This is a genomic window from Flavobacterium johnsoniae (genome assembly GCF_030388325.1).
GTDB classification, from domain to species: domain Bacteria; phylum Bacteroidota; class Bacteroidia; order Flavobacteriales; family Flavobacteriaceae; genus Flavobacterium; species Flavobacterium johnsoniae_C.
In genome coordinates, this window is record NZ_CP103794.1 from 4,465,544 (window position 1) to 4,484,806 (window position 19,263).

Below are 19,263 nucleotides of genomic sequence, written 5' to 3' on the forward strand. Positions count from 1 at the left end.
GTTATGAGGTAAAATTATTCTTAAGACATTGTTAAAAAAAATAAATTAAACCAACGACAATAAAATTTAAACCAACGACATAAATCATTCAATAATACGCTTTACGAAAACGTTCTATTTAAAAAAATAAGCACGAATAACCATTTATAGCGAAATTTTATTCAAAAAAATTGGCACTTTGCCTTTAATTGTTTAAAGTTGCACAATAATAATACTTGTTAAGAAAAACTAAAATCGCTAAACATCTTATAACCAATTGAAAGAAATTAAGAAAGTTAAATTCGACATTAAACTTCGAAATCACATATGGTTTTGGGGAGTTTATTTTACTTTAAACTTTTTAAGATGGGGAGCTTATTTTAATGATTATCCTTATGCTTTTAAATCTAACCTAATTGAATTTTCATTAGTTATACCTTTAGTATATCTTAATTTATTTGTTTTAGTTCCGAAGTATGTATTGAAACAAAAATATATTACTTATACATTTTTACTGCTTCTAAGTTTATTTGCCATTTATTTAGCTAAAACCGCACTTACCTATTATATAATTAGTGAAAACATTTGGCCTGAAGCAAATCGAGAATACCATCCTTTTGAAATTAATCATATTGTTGCCGTTTGTATTGGAGAATTATACGTTTTGGCAATGGCATCTTCGGTTTATTTGACATTAACTTGGCTTCGTGAACGCGAAAGAAACAGATCTTTAAGAGAAAATCAGTTTAAGATCAAACTAAAATATCTCGAAAACCAGATTCAGCCACATTTCTTTTTCAATACTTTAAATAATTTATACGCTTTATCACTAGAATCTTCTAAGAAAGTTCCTGATGTAATTATCAAACTTTCAAACTTAATGGAATATGTATTGTATGATGTAAAAGGAACTAAGTTTGTGCCTTTGCTGAAAGAAATCGATTATATTCAGAATTATATTGAAATCGAAAAACTGCGTTTTGCAAATGTAGATGTGACGATAAATCTAGAATCAAATATTGAAGACGTTGTTGTGCCACCGCTTATTTTTATTTCTTTGGTAGAAAACGCCTTTAAACATGGTGGCGTGAACAACAAAAATTTGAAGATTAAAATTAACTGCAAAGTCTTAGACAATAAAATGCTTGACTTTGAAATCTTAAATAATTTTGTAATTTCACAAAATGATAATTCAAAAAGAGGAATTGGCTTAGTCAATACAAAAAAGAGATTAAAGCTCATTTATAGAAATAATTTCAGTCTTAAGCAAAAAACCAAACTAAATTTCTACATAACAAGATTACAAATACCTACTCATAATGAAGATTAAATGCGTGTTAATTGATGATGAGCCATTAGCAATCAAGGTTCTGGAAAATTATTTTACCAATTTTACAGACTTTGAAGTAATAGCAACATTCAACAATTCTTTAGAGGCGCTAGATTTTATCAACAGTACCTCTGTCGATGCTGTCTTTTTAGACATCAACATGCCGATGATGACCGGTTTTGAACTTATCAGTCTAATTGAAAGCAAAACTAAAGTAATTATAACAACTGCATTTAGAGAATTTGCGGCAGAAAGTTATGATCTTGATGTTTTGGATTATTTAGTAAAACCGATTCCGCTTCCTAGATTTATAAAATGCATTAATAAAATCACAACCGAATACAATCTTAAAAACAATATTAAAGTTGAAACCGCAAAAGGCGATTCACATATTTTCATTAAAGTAGATAAAAAGATGATGAAAATTAATATTGAAGAAATTCTGTTTGTTGAAGGAATGAAAGAATATATCAAAGTTGTCACTCCAGACAAAACCTATATTACCCATAAATCTCTTACATCTTTATCAGAAGAATTGCCTGCAGATAAGTTCCTGAGAATACATAAATCATATGTAATTGCACTAAATAAGGTAAAATCAATAGAAGGAAACCGTGTTCAAATACAATCTTACAACATTCCGATAGGTAGAAACTACAGTAAAGAGGTCAAAAATAAAATATTAGAATAAATATAATTACGAATTACATTTTCTAAGTAGGTTAAAATTAACACTTTGTTGAAATAATATGGTCGTTGGTATAAATTTAACATTATTTATACCTTTTTATTTTTTTTTGATAATCCTAACAAATATATTTACGGTCTTCAAAAAACAATAAATAAAAAATTAACCTTATTATTATGAGTTCAGAAAATGTGCAAACCAAATGGGGGCAATTTATCTCGTTGATAATCGTCTTTTTCTTTTGGGGTTTTGTTGGTTCTGCCAACGACATCCTGATTCCAGTATTCAAAAAAGTATTTACTTTATCGCAAGTACAATCACAATTAGTAGCGTGGGCATTTTATGCTGCGTATTTTGTAGGATCGATAATCTTCTTTTTAGTTTCTTTAAAGCTTGACGTACTCCAAAAGTTCGGCTACAAAAGAACACTTTCAGCTGGTTTACTTCTTTCTGCTGTTGGATCGTTTTTATTCATTCCAGCTGCAACTATGGAAAGTTTCCCTTTCTTTTTAACCGCTTTGTTTACTGTTGGTTTAGGTTTCTCTATTCAGCAAATTGTAGCAAATCCATTAGCAATTAAAATGGGAAGCCCGAACACTGGGGCGCACCGTTTAACACTTGCTGGAGGTATCAACTCTTTCGGAACAACAATTGGTGCGATCTTATTAGGTATCGCTTTATTCGGAATGGGTGACAATAAAAAAACTGCTCTTTCATTAGAAGATATTAAATTGCCATTTATTATTCTTGGACTTGCTTTTATCATTGTTGCAGTTTTCATGAATTTCTCTAAAATTGAAGATCCAGAAAAAGAAGAAGAAGCTGTAATTAAAGACAAACACAGTAAATTCAACATTATGGATTACCCACAATTATACCTTGGTATGTTAGGGATTTTCATTTATGTAGGAACAGAAGTAACTATCATCAGTAATTTACCAGCTTTATTACACACTAGCGAGTTTGGTAATGTATTAGAAGATGCAATCGCTCCATTTATCGCCCTTTATTGGGGAAGTTTAATGATTGGACGTTGGAATGGTGGTGTAAACGTATTTAACACTTCAAACCTAGTAAATACAGCTTTAAAATTCATTGTACCAGCTGCTGCATTCGGAGTAATTATCGGTGCTAATATTTTTGCTGCCCATGACGTTTCTTCATTCTACATTTACCCTCTTTGGATTTTATTGTTCATTGCAGTAAGTTTCGTTGGAGGTAAAAATGCTGGAAAAACGTTAATGCTTTTCGGAGCTTCAGGATTATTAATGATGGTTTTAGGTTTAGTTTGGCCAAATCCAGAAATTGCTAAATTCTTCTTTATCTCAGGAGGTTTATTCTTATCTATTATGTGGCCTTCTATCTTCGATTTAGCGATTGCAGGTTTAGGAAAAAACACAGGAAAAGCATCTTCTTTTTTAATTATGATGATTCTTGGAGGTGGAGTTATTCCATTGGTTCAAGGAAGTATCTGCGATTTTGATATTTCTCATCCAGGTGGAATCTTCGGAATTACATGGACACATTTCTCTTACATTGTTCCACTTTTAGGTTTTGCTTATTTAGGATTTTACGGTTTCTATTGCCCAAAAATCCTTAAAAAACAAGGAATCAGCCACGTAGAAAGCGAAGGCGGCGGACACTAAAAATTTCAAAAACAACAATATAAAAAAATCCAAATTCCAATTTATAAAACGGAATTTGGATTTTTTTTATTTTAAAAAAGGCAAAACCTTAGAATCTCAGCATCTCAGTAACTTAGCACCTTTTATTTAGCATTAATGATATTACTCAAATTCTTTTTAAAAATTGCTTTATTTTGTGCCGTTAAAGGATAAACAACATCTTTATCAGCATGAACAATTACTTTGTCAATATCCGCTTTTAAAAGCGCTTCTGGGTTTGCAATTTTTAGCGTGCATGCACCGTCAAAAAAACCATCATCTTCTATCGTTTTTTTTGCCTCTATAATTGTTCCATCGCTTAAAACGGCAGAAATCTTCATTTCACTATTTAGTGTTTTCGAATAAAAACCATCCATTACCAAAAGCAATCTATAACTGTTTTTCATTTCAGGACCTTTAAATTCATGTCTTGTTATGTTATAACGAAGACCTTTTGCGAGCGTTTGAAATTTGACCGAGCAATCCAATTCGTAAGTCGCCACATCTCCCGCATCATTTACAGAAGTTAACACTTTTGCCTGGGCATTTACAGAAAAATTCAAAGCCAGAAAAGACATTAAAACAAATAGTACTTTCATAATCAGTTATTTAAGATTCATATAAAAGTAAAAAAAATCGTCTTTTCTCGTTAGAAAAAAGACGATTTTTATTTTATAAGTATCTAAGTATTACTTATTTCCTTTCTCGAAATCAGCTACGAATTGAGCTAAACCGATGTCAGTTAAAGGATGTTTCAACAATCCGTAAATTGCAGAAAGAGGTCCAGTCATAACATCAGCACCAATTTTAGCACAGTTCACAATATGCATTGTGTGACGAACAGAAGCTGCTAAAATTTGAGTTTCGTAACCGTAGTTATCGTAAACTTCTCTAATTTCTTGAATCAAGTTTAATCCGTCTGTAGAAACATCATCTAAACGCCCAACAAAAGGAGAAACATAAGTAGCACCAGCTTTTGCAGCCAAGATCGCTTGACCAACAGAGAAAACAAGAGTTACGTTAGTTTTGATTCCTTTATCAGAAAAATATTTTGCTGCCATAACACCTTCCTTAGTCATCGGAAGTTTTACAACAATCTGATCATGTAATTCAGCTAACTCCTCACCTTCTTTAACCATTCCGTCAAAATCCAATGCATTAACTTCAGCACTAACATCACCTTCAACAAGATTGCAGATGTCAACATAATGCTTCAAAATGTTGTTTTTTCCAGTGATTCCTTCTTTTGCCATCAAAGACGGATTAGTTGTTACACCATCCAAAACACCTAAAGCTTGTGCTTCTTTAATTTGAGCTAAATTAGCTGTGTCAATAAAAAATTTCATAATTTATATTATTTAAATTGTGTTGATTTACTTTGGGCGTGCCCCAAGGGTCGGGCTTTCGGCTAAATCTTTTGTTCCGTTTCACTTCACAAAAGGATATCGCCTCTATCCCTCACGCAAACGCCGGTGCAAAATTACGAAATCAATACCAATAACAATTTCAAAAACCAAATCAATTTGCGAATTATATTAAAATTCACAAAATATTTACAAACAGTAAATTATTTATTTCTGTTTAGTTCTTTCAATTCATCCCTAATTTCTTCCAGAACTCTTAAAGTATCTTCTTTGTAACTTTCAGAATTATTTATCTTATCGCTTACTGATCCTAAAATTCTACGAATCACAAACCAAATAACAAGTAATACTAAAACACCAAAAACCGTTGGCAAAAACTCATTAAACTTTTCCATAATTTTATAGTTTATAATGGTTCATTAACATTTTCTCGTAAACTTTATCTGGAAGCGCGCGTTTTAAAACAATCGAAAACTTCTGCATAAAAGCGCCAACTTTATAATGCACATTTGGTTTTTTCGTTTGAATAATTTTATAAACCGCTTCTGCCATTTCATTCGGATTACTTCCTGCGTCAACATGATCATTCATTGTTGCTAGAACTTCACCATAAACGTTTTCATAAGCCGAATCTTTAATCACTGGTGCATGATAGCGACCAGCAGCAATATTGGTTGCAAAATCTCCTGGCGCCACATTTGTAATTTCAACACCGAAAGATTTCACTTCCATTCTCAAAGCTTCGGTAATCAATTCTAAAGCTCCTTTTGATGCCGAATAAACACTTCTGTAAGGAAGTCCCATGTAACCAGCAATAGAAGTAATATTAATAATTAATCCAGAATTCTGTTTACGCATTTGCGGCAAAACTGCTTTCATTACTTCAATCGGACCAAAGAAGTTTGTTTCAAAATTATTTCTGATTTCTTCTGTCGGAATTTCTTCCAAAGGTCCTGTAATTCCAACTCCAGCGTTATTTATAACGATATCTAATCTTCCAGAAGTTTCAATAATTTTAGAAACAGCACTCTGAATAGATGCCACATTTCGAACATCTAAAGCAACCAAAGGAAAAACAGAATTTACAACTTTCTCAGGATTTCGGCTTGTTCCATAAACAACGAAACCTTTATGATGTAAAAATTCACCAATAGATTTTCCGATTCCTGATGATCCTCCGGTAATTAAAACGACTTTATTCATTTGACAGATTAAATGTTAGGTTAAAGTGATTATCTATGAGTCAAAATTAATACAACAAGAGAAAATCTTTAGTTTCTTTCATATAATTTCCAACTTTCGAGATGCCCAAAAATAAAAAAATCTTCCAGAAGGAAGATCGCAAATTAAGTATTTCTAAAAATAAAAAAATGGCAAGCGACCTACATCGCACCGCTCAACCACGTACCCTTGCTATGTTCCCATCCTGGGGGAGTCTGCAGGAGCTGGTCGTGTAGGACTTGCCGGTGCAAATATACAACCTTTTTATATTTTTGCAAGACCTTTGTTGCTATAAAAATATCGTCGTATATTGGCTTATTCAAATTTTAAACTATGAAAAATTATAACTTCCTAACTCTCATTTTATTAGGAATCACATTAATTGGATGTGGAGATACAAAAAAAGGTGAAAATTCTTTATTTACTATCGATGAATCTGCTTTTCCGGCTCATTTTACGCAAAAAGAAGCGCTTACAATTGGAATTTTAAACCCAAAATCGAAAGAAATCGACAGCGTTGCTTACTTTATAAATGACCAAAAAGTTGGAAGCACAAAAGGCGCTAAAGAATTTAGATTTGAATTGATAGATCAAAAATTAGGTTACCAATACTTAAAAGCTACTGTTTATTTTGGTGGTGATTCTTCTGATGCCACTAAAAGAATTGAAGTTGTTTCGGATGTTGAACCAAAAGCTTTAAAATTCAAAATTGTAAATACATTTCCACACGATACTAAGTCTTTTACTGAAGGATTAGAATTTCATGATGGCTCTTTATACGAAAGTACAGGACAAAAAGGCGATTCTTATATTAGAGAAATTGATTATAAAACTGGAAAAGTAATCAGACAAGTAGATTTGGACTCAGCCTACTTTGGAGAAGGAATTACTTTTATTAACGGAAAATTATTTCAATTGTCTTGGCAAGAAAAAACAGGTTTTATCTATGATGCTAAAACTTTGAAACTTGAAAAAACTTTCACGTACGATAAAGAAATTGAAGGTTGGGGAATGACAAATGATGGCAAATACATCTATCAATCTGACGGAACTGAGAAAATCTGGAAAGTAGATCCAGCTAATCAAAAACATATTGATTATATCAATGTATATTCTGGAACATCAAAAATTAAAGCTCTTAATGAGTTAGAACTTATTAATGGAAAATTCTTCGCAAATGTTTTTCAAAAAGATGCAATTGCAATTATAAATCCAACTTCTGGAGCTGTCGAAGGAATTTTGAATATGGCAGAATTACGCAAACAGCTAAAATTTAATAACCCAGACGTTTTAAACGGAATCGCTTACAATCCGCAAACAAAAACAATTTTTGTAACGGGTAAATACTGGGATAAAATGTTCGAAATAACAGTTTCGGAATAAACCTTAGACAAAAACAATTTTACGAATTTCACAGATTTCACGAATTAGTTCGTGATAATTTGTGAAATTTGTGTTTATAACAATATCAATAATGAAAACATTAATTACAAACATAAAAGAATTACTTCAAGTTCGCGAAACTTCAATTACTAAGGTTTCGGGTTCAGAAATGGCGGTACTTCCAACAATTAAAAATGCTTTTTTAGTTTTAGAAAACAATCTTATTGCTGATTTTGGTTCTATGAACAATCTTCCAAAAATTAATGCCGATAAAGTTATTGATGCAACAGGAAAAGTAATTCTCCCATCTTGGTGCGACAGCCATACTCATATTGTTTATGCAGGAAATCGCGAACAGGAATTTGTTGACAGAATTAATGGATTGACTTATGAAGAAATTGCCAATCGCGGCGGCGGAATTTTAAATTCGGCTAAAAAACTAAACGAAACTTCAGAAGAAGAAATTTACGAACAATCTAAAACTCGTCTTGAAGAAGTAATGCGTTTAGGAACTGGAGCAGTTGAAATAAAATCTGGTTACGGATTAACAATCGAAGGCGAATTAAAAATGCTTCGTGTAATTAAAAAACTGGCAGAAAATTATCCAATTTCAATCAAAGCAACTTTTTTGGGCGCACACGCATTTCCAACTCATTACAAAGAAAACAAAGCAGGTTATATAGACGAAATCATCTCGAAAATGATCCCAGAAATAGCTAAAAACAAACTAGCGGATTATGTAGATGTTTTCTGCGAAAGCGGTTATTTTTCAGTAGAAGAAACCGAAAAAATTATGGAAGCAGGAATTGAATTTGGCTTAAAACCGAAAATCCACGTCAATCAATTTAATTCTATTGGCGGAATTCAGGCTGGAGTTAAATATAAAGCGCTTTCTGTCGATCATTTAGAAGTTATGAATCCAGAAGACATTGAAGCTTTAAAAGACTCAGAAACGATGCCTGTTGCTTTACCTTCTTGTTCTTATTTTTTAAGCATTCCGTACACGCCCGCGCGCGAAATGATTAAAGCTGGCCTACCTTTAGCATTAGCCACAGATTTTAATCCTGGTTCTACTCCATCTGGAAATATGAATTTTGTTGTTGCCACAGCTTGCATCAAAATGAAAATGACGCCAGAAGAAGCTATAAATGCCGCAACAATAAATGGCGCTTATGCAATGGGACTTTCAGAAACGCATGGAAGTATTACAAAAGGCAAAAAAGCCAATTTAATTGTAACAAAACCAATTTCTTCTTATTATCAAATTCCTTATGCTTTTGGAAGCAATTTAATTGAATCTGTTTTTCTTGAAGGTAAAATTCTAGAATAAATTATTTTAAAATTATTGCAATAAAAAAAGGTCTGTGAAAATGCACAGACCTTTAATATCAAAGTGGTATTTTATCCCTTTAGGCTAAATTATCTTAAACTGAAGCTAGTTTTAGAAACTAACTCATCATTATCAAAAACATTGATGAAGTAAGTTCCTTTTGCGAAATCTTTTCCAGGAAGATCTTCACTTACATTTACGCTTTTGTTTTCGTACTTAACAGTAGTTTTAAAGCTATAAGTTAAAGAGTTATCTCCAAAACTTTCTGTTTTCTTTTCACCTAAAACATTATTTTTAGCGTCAATTACTTGTACATAATAAGTTTTGTCACCAGATTTTGCAATTTGGTTTTCAGCAATTGTAAAACTAACTTTTAAGATATCAGCACGACTTGCTTTATCTGTTTCAATTTGTTTTCCTGAGCTTCTCAATTTGTAAGCTGCAGTTTTTGTGTTTAACACAGATAATTTAGAACCTCTTTCTACCGTTTTAGAAAGTTCTTCGTTTTGACCAACTAGAACTTCATTAAACTTTTTAGATTCTCCTAAAACTACGATTGTACTATCTCTCTGAGTTGTTAAAACACCATTTTGTTTTTTCAACTCATCGTTTTCAGCAACCAAAGTTTTCATTTTACTTTGCATAGCCTGAACTTGAGATTTGTATTTAGAAACATCTCCTTTTGATTTATTTAAATCATCCATTAAAGCAACTACTTTATCCCTCTCTTGGATCAACTCATCAGACATTGAAGTGTTTTCAGCAATTGCAGCATCATAAGTTGCTTTTAATTCCTGTAAATCTTTCATAACAGATTCTTTTTCTGTCATTGATGTTGTAAGTTCTGTTTTAACTACTTCTGAATCAGAAGATAATTTAAAAATATACACTAAGCTACCAATCAGTAGGACTGCTAAAACTGCGATTATCGCTTTTAGACTTGAATTGTTGTTCTTTGGGTTTTCCATATTTAAAAAATTTTCTTTAATAACAAATTTAAGAATTAATATAAGGTAATAACGTAAGTTAGTACAATTATATTATTTTTGGAAAATAAATTTTTTTCATGGAGAAATTAATCCCTTTCACTATAAATGATTTAGCAAAAGTCACAAATCATCGAAGTGGTGAAATAAAGTTCGGAGAAAAAATGATTGTCATTCCGCCTGGAGCTGACAAAGTTGATTTTCTAAAACAAAGTGAAGCTAAATATGTGCTTTTAGGAATTCCTGAAGATATTGGCGTGCGTGCCAACTACGGAAGACCTGGAGCTGCTTCAGCTTGGCAATCTGCCATAAAAAGCATTGCAAATATTCAGCATAATCGTTTTTCTAAAGGAAGTAACATTATAATTTTAGGACATATTGATGTTGCTGATGAAATGCGCGAAGTTGAAAACTTAGATTTTAACGACATTGACGATCGTTCTAAATTAAGTCAACTTGTTGAAAAAATAGACAAAGAAGTATCTCATATTATATTTACCATTATTAAGGCAGGAAAAACACCAATTATTATTGGCGGAGGACATAACAATGCATACGGAAATATTAAAGGTGCCGCTTTAGCGAAAGGAAAACCAATAAACGCTATTAATTTTGATGCTCATTCTGATTTTAGAATTTTAGAAGGCCGTCATAGCGGAAATGGATTTTCTTATGCTTATGAAGAAGGTTTCTTAAAAAAATACTTCATTTTCGGACTTCACGAAAATTATACTTCAAAAAGCGTTTTAGATATTATCAAAAAACTGGAAGATCGAGTTCGATATAATACTTACGACAGCGTTAATATTAGAAAAGAAAAAGACTTTAATCGCGAAATGATTACGGCTTTGGATTTTATAAAAAATGACGCTTTTGGAATTGAAATAGATTTAGACGCGATTCCAAATATCGCCAGCAGCGCAATGACAATTAGCGGTTTTTCTGTAGAAGAACTGAGACAATTTGTTTCCTTTTTTGCAGAACATAAAAATGCCGCTTATATTCATATTTGCGAAGGCGCACCAGATTTAGACAATGCACCAAATAATAATTTAATTGGAAAATTAATTGGTTATTTAGTAACCGACTTTATAAAAGCAAACTTAGAACAGGATTGATTTTAAACTCTAATTTCAATCCTAAAACTAAGCGTGTTTGCCAAATAATCGCCAATTCAAACAAACGATTGACTGAATAAACCTATCTTTGCACAGCATTTTAGTACATCAAACTAAAATACTTAACAAATAAGATATGTTATTCGAAGATTTATCACTTTCAAAAAGTATACAAAAAGCCGTATTTGAAGAAGGCTATTTAAATCCGACTCCAATTCAGGAACAATCTATTCCGATTGTTTTATCAGGGAGGGATTTAATTGGCTGCGCGCAGACAGGAACAGGAAAAACGGCGGCATTTGCTATTCCAATTATACATCAATTACACCGAATTGTAGGTTCATCAAAAAAAGCAAAACAAATTCGTGCTCTTATCGTTACACCTACTCGCGAACTTGCCGTGCAAATTGGAGAAAGTTTTGACACTTACGGAAAGTACACAAACTTAACACAATTAACCATTTTTGGTGGTGTCTCTCAAAATCCGCAAGTCGAAACCTTAAAAAAAGGTGTAGATATTTTAGTGGCAACTCCAGGAAGATTACTTGATTTACACAAACAAGGATTTCTGGATTTTGATCATTTACATACTTTGGTTTTAGACGAAGCCGATCAAATGTTGGATATGGGTTTTATAAACGATGTCAAAAAAATCGTAAAACTGACTCCAAAAAACAGACAAACATTACTTTTCTCGGCAACCATGCCAATTGCAATTCGCGAACTTGCTGAAATGTTTTTGCAAGATCCAGAAAAAGTAGAAGTTTCTCCAGTTTCTTCAACAGCAGAAAACGTAGAACAACGCGTTTATTTTGTTGATAAAACAGAAAAAAGAAACTTGTTGTATAAGTTGATTCAAGAAGAAAATTTATCAAACGTACTTGTTTTCTCGAGAACAAAACATGGTGCAGATAATGTTGTAAAAGCGCTTCGTAAAAAAGACATTCCTGCTGAAGCCATTCATGGAGACAAATCTCAAAATGCCAGACAACGTGTTTTAGACGCTTTCAAGAACAAAGAAGTTGGAGTTTTGGTTGCAACTGATATTGCAGCAAGAGGAATTGACATTGAACAACTTCCGTATGTAATCAATTTTGATTTACCGAATATTCCAGAAACTTACGTTCACCGTATTGGTCGTACAGGACGTGCAGGAAATGGCGGAATTGCAATTTCTTTCTGTGGAAAAGATGAAGAACCATATTGGAAAGACATTAAGAAATTAATAAAAGTAGATGTAAAAATCATTACAGATCATCCTTATCCATGGCATTCGGGAAGTCCAGAAGCTGGAGAAAAACCTAAAAATTCTTCTAATAGAAGCGGTGGAGCTCACAAATCGAGAAAATCGAATTCTTCTAAGAAAAACAAAAAACGCTGGTATTAAACAGCGTTTTTTTCGTTTATAAGAAAATTAATGATCTTAAATAATTTAACCGGCTCAAAAGGTTTAATTATAATATCATTCATTCCAGACGAAATGGCTTCGTCTGTAATTTCATCTTTATCAAAAGCGGTTAAGGCAACAATTGGAGTATCAACTCCTAATAGACGAATTCGTTTTGTGGTTTCAAATCCGTTCATTAAAGGCATATTAATATCCATCAAAATCAAATCAAAAACTTCATCTTCTAAAATCTTTAACGCCGCAAAACCATCATCAACAACTTTACACGCATAATTGTTTTTTTCGATAATCTTTTTGGTCACCAATTGATTGATTAAATTATCCTCAACAACCAAAATTTTATAGATTTCGTTTGAAGTTAAATCGACTTCAATTTCATTAATTATACTTTTTGTTTTGTCTAAATCGTGTTCAAATGCAATAACAAACGAAAATGAAGTTCCTTTTCCGAGATCGCTATCCAAAGTAATTGTGCTTCCAAAAAGTCCTAATAACCTCTTAACGATACTAAGCCCAAGTCCAGTTCCTTGATAATCTTCATCTTTACGTCCTACTTGAACAAATTTTTCAAAAATCTTACTTTGATCTACCGCCGCAATACCAATACCATTATCTTTAATCATGAAATTCAAGTAATTTAGTTTTCCTTCAACATTTACTAAATCTACTTTTACTTCTACTTCTCCGTCTTTCGTAAATTTTAATGCATTACTTACCAAGTTCATCAAAATTTGCGCTAATCGAAGTTTATCGCCAATTAAATATTCTGGAATTTCAGGATCAACATCGATGGAAATTTTATTGTTATTTTTCTGCGAAAGAAAAGATAATGAGTTCTTAATAACGGTAATTTCGTCTAGAATATTAAATGTTAAGCTCTCGAGGACAATTTTGTTTTCTTCAATCTTATTTATTTGAAGAATATCATTTACTAGAGAAAGTAAATATCTGGCAGAGAATTTTAGGGAACTTAAATGCTGGCTTCTTGAGATTTCTTTATGCTCTTCTAAAAGCATATTGGTTATACCAACAACACCATAAAGCGGCGTGCGTAATTCGTGACTTATAGTGGAAATAAACTGCGTTTTTAATAAGGAAGCTTCTTCTGCAATTTCTTTTGCTTTTAAAAGCTCTAAATTATGCTTTTTCTTATATCGAATATTCTTTATTAAAGTGATAATTAAAAAGAGGAGTATTAATGAAATCAGAATAAATAGAATTACAATAATTCTCGATTTTTTAAGACTTTGAGATTGTTCTACTTTTTCATTTTCGATTTTATCGATTTCTCTTTTATATTCATCTAATTCTAAACTGATTCCAGCATTTGAAGCTTTACTCAATTTGCCCTCATTGTAAATTTCTTCAGTAATTTTATTATAATTAACCAAAGCTTCATAAGCCTCTTTATGTCTATCTATTTTATTTAAAAACGTCGCATATTCTAAATAAGCGTTTGACAAATCTGTTTTTTCTTCGCATTTATTTCCAGCTTCTATTGCTTTTAAAAAATAGGCGTTTGCTTCATCATTCTGTTTTTTATGGCTTAGATAAATACCATTGAGCATATTAACAACAACATCGGTAGATTTATCTCCATATTTCATGTTATTATTTACATATTTCAAGAAAAGATATCCTTCGTCATAATTTTTAATATCGAAGTATGCCCAAGCTATATTAACATTTGTAAAAAATACATCTTTTAAATTATTTGTTTTTAAACAATAAGCAATTGCTTTCTTATAGTATCGAATTCCTTGATCAAATTCTCCTCGATCAAAGCAATGCATATTTCCTAAATTATTGTAAATATTGGCTTTTAGAGAATCGTTAGTAGTTTTGTTTGCATAACCTAAGCTTTTTTTATAGAAAAAGATCGATTTATTAAACTCTGAAACAGCATTATAATTAGCTGCAATTATGTTGTAAGATCTAGCAATAAGACAATTATCTTTTTGCAATGTTGCCGCATTTAAGGCAGTTCTGGAAAGTATTAAAGATTTTTCGAAGTTAGACTCTCTGAAAGATGCGAGTGCCTGTTTAACCAGTTTTTCCGTTTTAGGATTTTTACCGCAGTCAGATTGAGCCATAGCCGAATCTATGCCAAAATTCAGGCAAAAAAGCAGAAAAAAATAAATCCGTATTTGGGGCATCAATCGGGCTAATTTAATCAAATATACACTTTAAAATAAAAAAAAGCTGTATTTCAAATAAAAATACAGCTTTTCAATTGTTATTTAGACAACTAAGATTAAAATTGTAATCTCAGCGCTACTTTTTCTTATTCTTTTCCGTCTTCCCATTGCCCTACAACAGAGGTTGCTAAAGCGTTTCCTAAAACATTAGTTGCGCTTCTGAACATATCGCAGAAATGGTCAATTGGTAAAATTAATGCAATACCTTCAATAGGAATATCAAACATTCCGCAAGTCGCAGCTACAACTACCAAACTTGCTCTTGGCACACCTGCAATACCTTTACTTGTAAGCATTAAAACCAAAAGCATTGCCATTTGAGTACCTAAATCTAAATGCACGTTGTAGAACTGTGCAATAAAGATACTTGCAAAAGTCATATACATCATACTTCCGTCAAGGTTAAACGAATAACCAAGAGGCAACATAAACGAAACGATTTTATCTTTTACACCAAAACCTTCTAATTCCTCTGTTAATTTCGGAAATACAGCTTCACTACTAGTTGTTCCAAAAGCAATTGCCAAAGGTCCAGTTATGCGTCTTAACAATTCAGTCATTCTTCCTTTAAGGAAAATATATCCAACTGCAATTAAAATAACCCATAAAGTACTGATTCCTATTAAAAACGAACCGAAAAATTTAAAGTAAGTTATTACCAATTCTTCTGCATCTCGAATAGCAAACACACCAGCAATAGCACCAAAAACTCCAATTGGCGCAAACTTCATTACATAGTTTACCATTTTTAAAACGATGTGAGACAACTTATCAAAAGCACCAATAATTGGCTTTACTTTCTCGCCTAAAGACGCAGCTGCCAATCCGAAGAAAATTGAGAAAACTACAATTTGCAGAATTTCATTGGTTGCCATCGCTTCGACGATACTTTTTGGCACGATATGCTCAACAAAATTATCAAAAGACAAGTTTTGAGTTTTACCAGTAACTTCTGAAGCTGCTGCCATATCTACGTGATCTAGTTTTAGACCAACACCCGGCTGTAAAACATTTACATAAAATAATCCAATTAAAAGAGAAATAAACGAAGCTGTAAAAAACCATCCAATCGCTTTTCCTCCAATTCTTCCAACAGTTTTAATATCACCTAATTTCGCAATTCCCACTACCAAAGTCGTAAAAACCAACGGAGAAATAATCATTTGCACCAAACGGATGAAGATGGTTGCCAGCATTTTTATTTTACTGCTAAATGCTTGCGCTGCTTCGGGCGAAATGCTATTGTGCAGTATAATTCCTAATATGGCTCCAAGAACCATCGCAATTATAATCTGCCCTGTTAATCCCGAAAGAAATGATTGTTTTTTAGTTTCTGTAACTTCTTGCATTAATTTATTTTTTAATTATTAAAATATAAGACCCTCACTGTCTTACCTTTTATTAATATGTTTTGTTGATTAAATAAAAATCAGCCAAAACAATTGCTGCCATTGCTTCTACAATTGGAACAGCGCGAGGCACTACACACGGATCATGACGTCCTTTTCCTGTCATTGGTGTAATGTTTCCTTTATTATCTAATGAATCCTGCGTCTGCATGATAGTTGCAACAGGTTTAAAAGCTACTCTAAAATAAATATCCATTCCGTTGCTGATTCCACCTTGAATTCCGCCAGAAAGATTTGTTTTTGTAGTTCCGTCATTATTATATAAATCGTTGTGTTCGCTCCCTTTCATTTCAGAACCAGAGAAACCGCTTCCGTATTCAAAACCTTTTACAGCATTAATAGAAAGCATAGCTTTTCCTAATTCTGCATGAAGTTTATCAAAAACAGGTTCTCCTAAACCAACTGGAACATTTTGGATTACACAAGTTACAACACCTCCAACAGTATCTCCTTGTTTACGAATATCACGAATATATTCTTCCATAATTGCAGCCGATTTTTCATCTGGACAACGAACAGGATTGCTTTCTATTTTAGAGAAATCCAATTCCTGATAAGGAGTTTCTAAATGAATTGGACCAACAGAAGAAACATAAGCATTAATCTTAATTTCAGGAAGCATTTGTTTTGCAATTGCACCTGCCACTACTCTACTTGCCGTTTCTCTAGCTGAACTTCTTCCGCCTCCGCGATAATCACGAAAACCATATTTCTGATCGTATACATAATCAGCGTGACTTGGTCTGTAATTGTCTTTTATATGTGAATAATCGTCTGACTTTTGATTGGTATTTGGAATAATAAAACCGATTGGAGTTCCAGTAGTTTTTCCTTCAAAAATTCCAGATAAAAACTGAACCGCATCTGGTTCTTTTCTTTGTGTAACAATTGCCGATTGCCCTGGCTTTCTGCGAGCCATATCTACTTCAATTGCTTCAAAATCTAGTTGAATTCCTGGAGGGCATCCATCGATAATTCCGCCTAAAGCTTCACCGTGAGATTCTCCAAATGTTGTTACTTTATATAGTTTGCCGAAGCTGTTTCCTGCCATTGTAATTTGTTTTGAGCAAATGTAAGTTTTATGAATTAAATTAAAAAATTTAAAACTGGTATTATTAACTAAACATTAACTGGAATAAAAATCACAATTTGGTAAAATTATCCGCATTTTCATAACCTTTTGATAAAATAAATCTAAACAGACTTTCTTTAATTTGTAAAACTTCAAATCAAGAAAAATTGAAAAAGAGAAATGTCGAATTGGTCATTCTTTCTGATGTCCATTTAGGAACTTACGGAAGTCACGCTAAAGAACTAAACAACTATCTTTCAAGCATTAAACCCAAAACTTTAGTCTTAAACGGCGATATAATTGATGCTTGGCAATTTCGTAAATCGTACTTTCCGAAAGCACATTTGCGAGTAATCCAACGCATTATCGGAATGGCTTCTAAAGGAACAAAAGTGTATTATATTACTGGAAACCACGATGAAATACTTCGAAAATTCAGTGATATGAATATGGGGAATTTTGCTTTGGTCGATAAATTAGTTTTAGAATTAGACGATAAAAAAGCTTGGATTTTTCACGGAGACGTATTTGATGCTTCGGTTCAGCACTCAAAATGGATTGCAAAACTAGGTGGATTAGGTTACGATTATCTAATTTTAATCAATCGATTTGTAAACTGGTGCCTGGCAAAATTAGGACGCGAACCGTATTCTTTTTCTAAAAGAATCAAAGCAAGTGTAAAAAAAGCAGTCAAATTTATTTCTGATTTTGAAACTACAGCTACAGATTTAGCTATTGAGAAAAACTACGATTATGTGATCTGCGGTCATATTCACGAACCAAAAATAATGACCAAAGAAAACAAACACGGATCGACTCTATATTTAAATTCTGGAGATTGGGTAGAAAATTTAACCGCTTTAGAATATCATAAAAAACGATGGAAATTATTCTCTTACAAAGCCAGTAATTTTGTTGAAGAAGAAAACCTTTTTGAAATGGAAGATATCCTAACTTCACAATTGATTTCTTCGATAATATTAAAGTAGATTTTAACATTTAGATTGCAAAATTTCAAAAAATGTAAATTATATAACAATTTTCAAAAATTTTATACGTTCTCTTTTTGACTGTAATAATACATTTGAAAAAAAATAATTTGACCATTTTATGAAAAAGATAATTTTATCTGCCATTATGCTTTTTGGATTAGCATTCACGGCTCAATCACAAGAAATTTCAAAACACGCTTTAGGATTACGTCTTGGAGACAACAACGGATTTGGTGGTGAAGTATCATACCAATTAGGATTGAATCAAAAAAACAGACTTGAATTTGATTTAGGCTGGAGAAATAGTAGAGATGTTGATGCTATTAAAGGTGTTGCACTTTACCAATGGGTTTGGAACATCGATGGAGGTTTTAACTGGTACGCTGGTGTCGGTGGAGGTTTAGCCGCTTGGGATTACAACTATCACTATAATGACAACAGATTTAAAGATAGCGGAACTTACGTTTTTGCAGCAGGTGATATTGGTATCGAATACAGATTTAAAGAAGTACCGTTAACATTATCATTAGACGCTAGACCAGAGATTGGTTCAGGATATTATGATGATGATAACTTTGGATTTGACGTTGGTTTAGGCGTTAAATTCAGATTCTAAATAAAAATAAAAAATAATTGTAAGAAGAAAATCCTGTCATTTCACAATGACAGGATTTCTTTTTTTTTAGAACATCAAAATTTTATTTAATTATAATTTCTTTCTTAGAATGAATTTTCACAACAGTATACGGATATGAAATAACCTGCATCGTCATAGCGTCTTTAGCAGGACTGTTTTCTTTAACCGTTATAATAATGTTCTTATCCGTTTCTTCCACTTTTTCAACATCAATAGAATAACCACTGGTATTCTTTTCTCCCATATTCAAGATTACATAATTATAATCGTGAACGTTTGGACTTTTCATTTTATCAGCCAAAAGGGGATCATTTTCGAGCATTTTAATTTCGTTTGGCTCTGTTAAAATCTCGAAAAATTTAATGTTTCCACCACCATCAGATTGCTTTGTCAAAACTTCATACAATGCGTTTGAACTTTCAACTTTCTTAACACCGCAAGAAATCATCACAAAAACCGCTAAAACAGAAATTACTTTTTTCAT

Annotated in this window: 18 protein-coding genes and 1 other RNA gene; 9 read left to right on the plus strand and 10 right to left on the minus strand. The window is 32.2% G+C overall.

Annotated elements, in window-relative coordinates:
- Positions 1–256: 256 nt before the first annotated feature.
- The 3 genes from NYQ10_RS18890 to NYQ10_RS18900 all read left to right on the plus strand — a co-directional run bounded on the left by NYQ10_RS18890 (position 257) and on the right by NYQ10_RS18900 (position 3,643).
- Positions 257–1,309, plus strand: coding sequence for a sensor histidine kinase (locus NYQ10_RS18890; RefSeq protein ID WP_289877779.1), 1,053 nt, complete (start codon positions 257–259; stop codon positions 1,307–1,309).
- Positions 1,299–2,000: a LytR/AlgR family response regulator transcription factor gene (locus tag NYQ10_RS18895; protein ID WP_289877780.1), complete on the plus strand. Its 702-nt coding sequence runs from the start codon at positions 1,299–1,301 to the stop codon at positions 1,998–2,000. The genes NYQ10_RS18890 and NYQ10_RS18895 overlap by 11 nt, the downstream gene beginning before the upstream one ends.
- Before the next feature lie 173 nt (positions 2,001–2,173).
- On the plus strand, positions 2,174–3,643 hold the full coding sequence (locus NYQ10_RS18900; protein ID WP_276173000.1) for an MFS transporter: 1,470 nt from the start codon (positions 2,174–2,176) through the stop codon (positions 3,641–3,643).
- Between the two features lie 122 nt (positions 3,644–3,765).
- Here NYQ10_RS18900 and NYQ10_RS18905 read toward each other — a convergent pair whose 3' ends face one another.
- The 5 genes from NYQ10_RS18905 to ffs all read right to left on the minus strand — a co-directional run bounded on the left by NYQ10_RS18905 (position 3,766) and on the right by ffs (position 6,491).
- Positions 3,766–4,260 (minus strand): hypothetical protein, encoded by a 495-nt coding sequence (locus NYQ10_RS18905; protein WP_289877781.1) that lies wholly within the window; start codon positions 4,258–4,260, stop codon positions 3,766–3,768.
- Between the two features lie 90 nt (positions 4,261–4,350).
- The gene (gene fsa / locus NYQ10_RS18910) at positions 4,351–5,007 is read right to left on the minus strand and encodes a fructose-6-phosphate aldolase (protein WP_184162302.1); all 657 of its coding nucleotides are present in this window, start codon (positions 5,005–5,007) and stop codon (positions 4,351–4,353) included.
- A 221-nt stretch (positions 5,008–5,228) separates the two neighbouring features.
- Positions 5,229–5,420: a hypothetical protein gene (locus tag NYQ10_RS18915; RefSeq protein WP_289877782.1), complete on the minus strand. Its 192-nt coding sequence runs from the start codon at positions 5,418–5,420 to the stop codon at positions 5,229–5,231.
- Between the two features lie 4 nt (positions 5,421–5,424).
- Complete coding sequence (locus NYQ10_RS18920; RefSeq protein ID WP_289877783.1) at positions 5,425–6,228, minus strand: SDR family oxidoreductase; 804 nt, start codon at positions 6,226–6,228, stop codon at positions 5,425–5,427.
- Positions 6,229–6,393: 165 nt separating this feature from the next.
- An RNA gene (ffs, locus tag NYQ10_RS18925) (signal recognition particle sRNA small type) lies at positions 6,394–6,491 on the minus strand.
- Between the two features lie 88 nt (positions 6,492–6,579).
- Between ffs and NYQ10_RS18930 the strand changes: the two genes are divergently transcribed.
- Positions 6,580–7,629 carry a glutaminyl-peptide cyclotransferase gene (locus tag NYQ10_RS18930; RefSeq protein WP_289877785.1) on the plus strand — a complete coding sequence of 350 codons (1,050 nt, stop codon included), beginning with the start codon at positions 6,580–6,582 and terminating at the stop codon, positions 7,627–7,629.
- 91 nt (positions 7,630–7,720) lie between these two features.
- The gene (hutI, locus tag NYQ10_RS18935) at positions 7,721–8,959 is read left to right on the plus strand and encodes an imidazolonepropionase (protein ID WP_289877787.1); all 1,239 of its coding nucleotides are present in this window, start codon (positions 7,721–7,723) and stop codon (positions 8,957–8,959) included.
- Positions 8,960–9,048: 89 nt separating this feature from the next.
- Here the strand turns inward: hutI and NYQ10_RS18940 are convergent, their stop codons facing one another.
- A complete protein-coding gene (locus tag NYQ10_RS18940) occupies positions 9,049–9,927 on the minus strand; it encodes a hypothetical protein (RefSeq protein ID WP_184162319.1) in 879 nt (292 codons plus the stop codon).
- A gap of 98 nt (positions 9,928–10,025) precedes the next feature.
- Here NYQ10_RS18940 and NYQ10_RS18945 point away from each other — a divergent pair, with 98 nt between their 5' ends.
- Together NYQ10_RS18945 and NYQ10_RS18950 are read left to right on the plus strand one after the other, a co-directional pair.
- Positions 10,026–11,063: a formimidoylglutamase gene (locus NYQ10_RS18945; RefSeq protein ID WP_289877788.1), complete on the plus strand. Its 1,038-nt coding sequence runs from the start codon at positions 10,026–10,028 to the stop codon at positions 11,061–11,063.
- A 136-nt stretch (positions 11,064–11,199) separates the two neighbouring features.
- On the plus strand, positions 11,200–12,450 hold the full coding sequence (locus NYQ10_RS18950) for a DEAD/DEAH box helicase (protein WP_289877789.1): 1,251 nt from the start codon (positions 11,200–11,202) through the stop codon (positions 12,448–12,450).
- Here the strand turns inward: NYQ10_RS18950 and NYQ10_RS18955 are convergent.
- The 3 genes from NYQ10_RS18955 to aroC all read right to left on the minus strand — a co-directional run bounded on the left by NYQ10_RS18955 (position 12,447) and on the right by aroC (position 17,129).
- Positions 12,447–14,564: a response regulator gene (locus NYQ10_RS18955; protein WP_289877790.1), complete on the minus strand. Its 2,118-nt coding sequence runs from the start codon at positions 14,562–14,564 to the stop codon at positions 12,447–12,449. The genes NYQ10_RS18950 and NYQ10_RS18955 overlap by 4 nt on opposite strands.
- A gap of 191 nt (positions 14,565–14,755) precedes the next feature.
- A complete protein-coding gene (locus tag NYQ10_RS18960; RefSeq protein WP_289877791.1) occupies positions 14,756–16,018 on the minus strand; it encodes a dicarboxylate/amino acid:cation symporter in 1,263 nt (420 codons plus the stop codon).
- A gap of 52 nt (positions 16,019–16,070) precedes the next feature.
- Positions 16,071–17,129, minus strand: coding sequence for a chorismate synthase (gene aroC / locus NYQ10_RS18965; protein ID WP_276172989.1), 1,059 nt, complete (start codon positions 17,127–17,129; stop codon positions 16,071–16,073).
- A gap of 188 nt (positions 17,130–17,317) precedes the next feature.
- Here aroC and NYQ10_RS18970 point away from each other — a divergent pair, with 188 nt between their 5' ends.
- Both NYQ10_RS18970 and NYQ10_RS18975 read left to right on the plus strand, forming a co-directional pair.
- A complete protein-coding gene (locus NYQ10_RS18970; protein WP_289877792.1) occupies positions 17,318–18,139 on the plus strand; it encodes a UDP-2,3-diacylglucosamine diphosphatase in 822 nt (273 codons plus the stop codon).
- Positions 18,140–18,260: 121 nt separating this feature from the next.
- On the plus strand, positions 18,261–18,758 hold the full coding sequence (locus NYQ10_RS18975) for a hypothetical protein (RefSeq protein ID WP_289877794.1): 498 nt from the start codon (positions 18,261–18,263) through the stop codon (positions 18,756–18,758).
- An 82-nt stretch (positions 18,759–18,840) separates the two neighbouring features.
- Here the strand turns inward: NYQ10_RS18975 and NYQ10_RS18980 are convergent, their stop codons facing one another.
- Complete coding sequence (locus tag NYQ10_RS18980; RefSeq protein WP_276172986.1) at positions 18,841–19,263, minus strand: protease complex subunit PrcB family protein; 423 nt, start codon at positions 19,261–19,263, stop codon at positions 18,841–18,843.

What these genes read in the sequence shown, in the direction of transcription:
- NYQ10_RS18940 (WP_184162319.1), bottom strand. Translation starts at nt 9,927, where the DNA reads ATGGAAAACCCAAAGAACAACAATTCAAGTCTAAAAGCGATAATCGCA.
- NYQ10_RS18915 (WP_289877782.1), bottom strand. Translation starts at nt 5,420, where the DNA reads ATGGAAAAGTTTAATGAGTTTTTGCCAACGGTTTTTGGTGTTTTAGTA.
- NYQ10_RS18950 (WP_289877789.1), top strand. Translation starts at nt 11,200, where the DNA reads ATGTTATTCGAAGATTTATCACTTTCAAAAAGTATACAAAAAGCCGTA.
- NYQ10_RS18930 (WP_289877785.1), top strand. Translation starts at nt 6,580, where the DNA reads ATGAAAAATTATAACTTCCTAACTCTCATTTTATTAGGAATCACATTA.
- aroC (WP_276172989.1), bottom strand. Translation starts at nt 17,129, where the DNA reads ATGGCAGGAAACAGCTTCGGCAAACTATATAAAGTAACAACATTTGGA.
- NYQ10_RS18920 (WP_289877783.1), bottom strand. Translation starts at nt 6,228, where the DNA reads ATGAATAAAGTCGTTTTAATTACCGGAGGATCATCAGGAATCGGAAAA.
- NYQ10_RS18895 (WP_289877780.1), top strand. Translation starts at nt 1,299, where the DNA reads ATGAAGATTAAATGCGTGTTAATTGATGATGAGCCATTAGCAATCAAG.
- NYQ10_RS18900 (WP_276173000.1), top strand. Translation starts at nt 2,174, where the DNA reads ATGAGTTCAGAAAATGTGCAAACCAAATGGGGGCAATTTATCTCGTTG.
- NYQ10_RS18945 (WP_289877788.1), top strand. Translation starts at nt 10,026, where the DNA reads ATGGAGAAATTAATCCCTTTCACTATAAATGATTTAGCAAAAGTCACA.
- NYQ10_RS18975 (WP_289877794.1), top strand. Translation starts at nt 18,261, where the DNA reads ATGAAAAAGATAATTTTATCTGCCATTATGCTTTTTGGATTAGCATTC.
- NYQ10_RS18980 (WP_276172986.1), bottom strand. Translation starts at nt 19,263, where the DNA reads ATGAAAAAAGTAATTTCTGTTTTAGCGGTTTTTGTGATGATTTCTTGC.
- NYQ10_RS18955 (WP_289877790.1), bottom strand. Translation starts at nt 14,564, where the DNA reads ATGGCTCAATCTGACTGCGGTAAAAATCCTAAAACGGAAAAACTGGTT.
- hutI (WP_289877787.1), top strand. Translation starts at nt 7,721, where the DNA reads ATGAAAACATTAATTACAAACATAAAAGAATTACTTCAAGTTCGCGAA.
- fsa (WP_184162302.1), bottom strand. Translation starts at nt 5,007, where the DNA reads ATGAAATTTTTTATTGACACAGCTAATTTAGCTCAAATTAAAGAAGCA.
- NYQ10_RS18960 (WP_289877791.1), bottom strand. Translation starts at nt 16,018, where the DNA reads ATGCAAGAAGTTACAGAAACTAAAAAACAATCATTTCTTTCGGGATTA.
- NYQ10_RS18905 (WP_289877781.1), bottom strand. Translation starts at nt 4,260, where the DNA reads ATGAAAGTACTATTTGTTTTAATGTCTTTTCTGGCTTTGAATTTTTCT.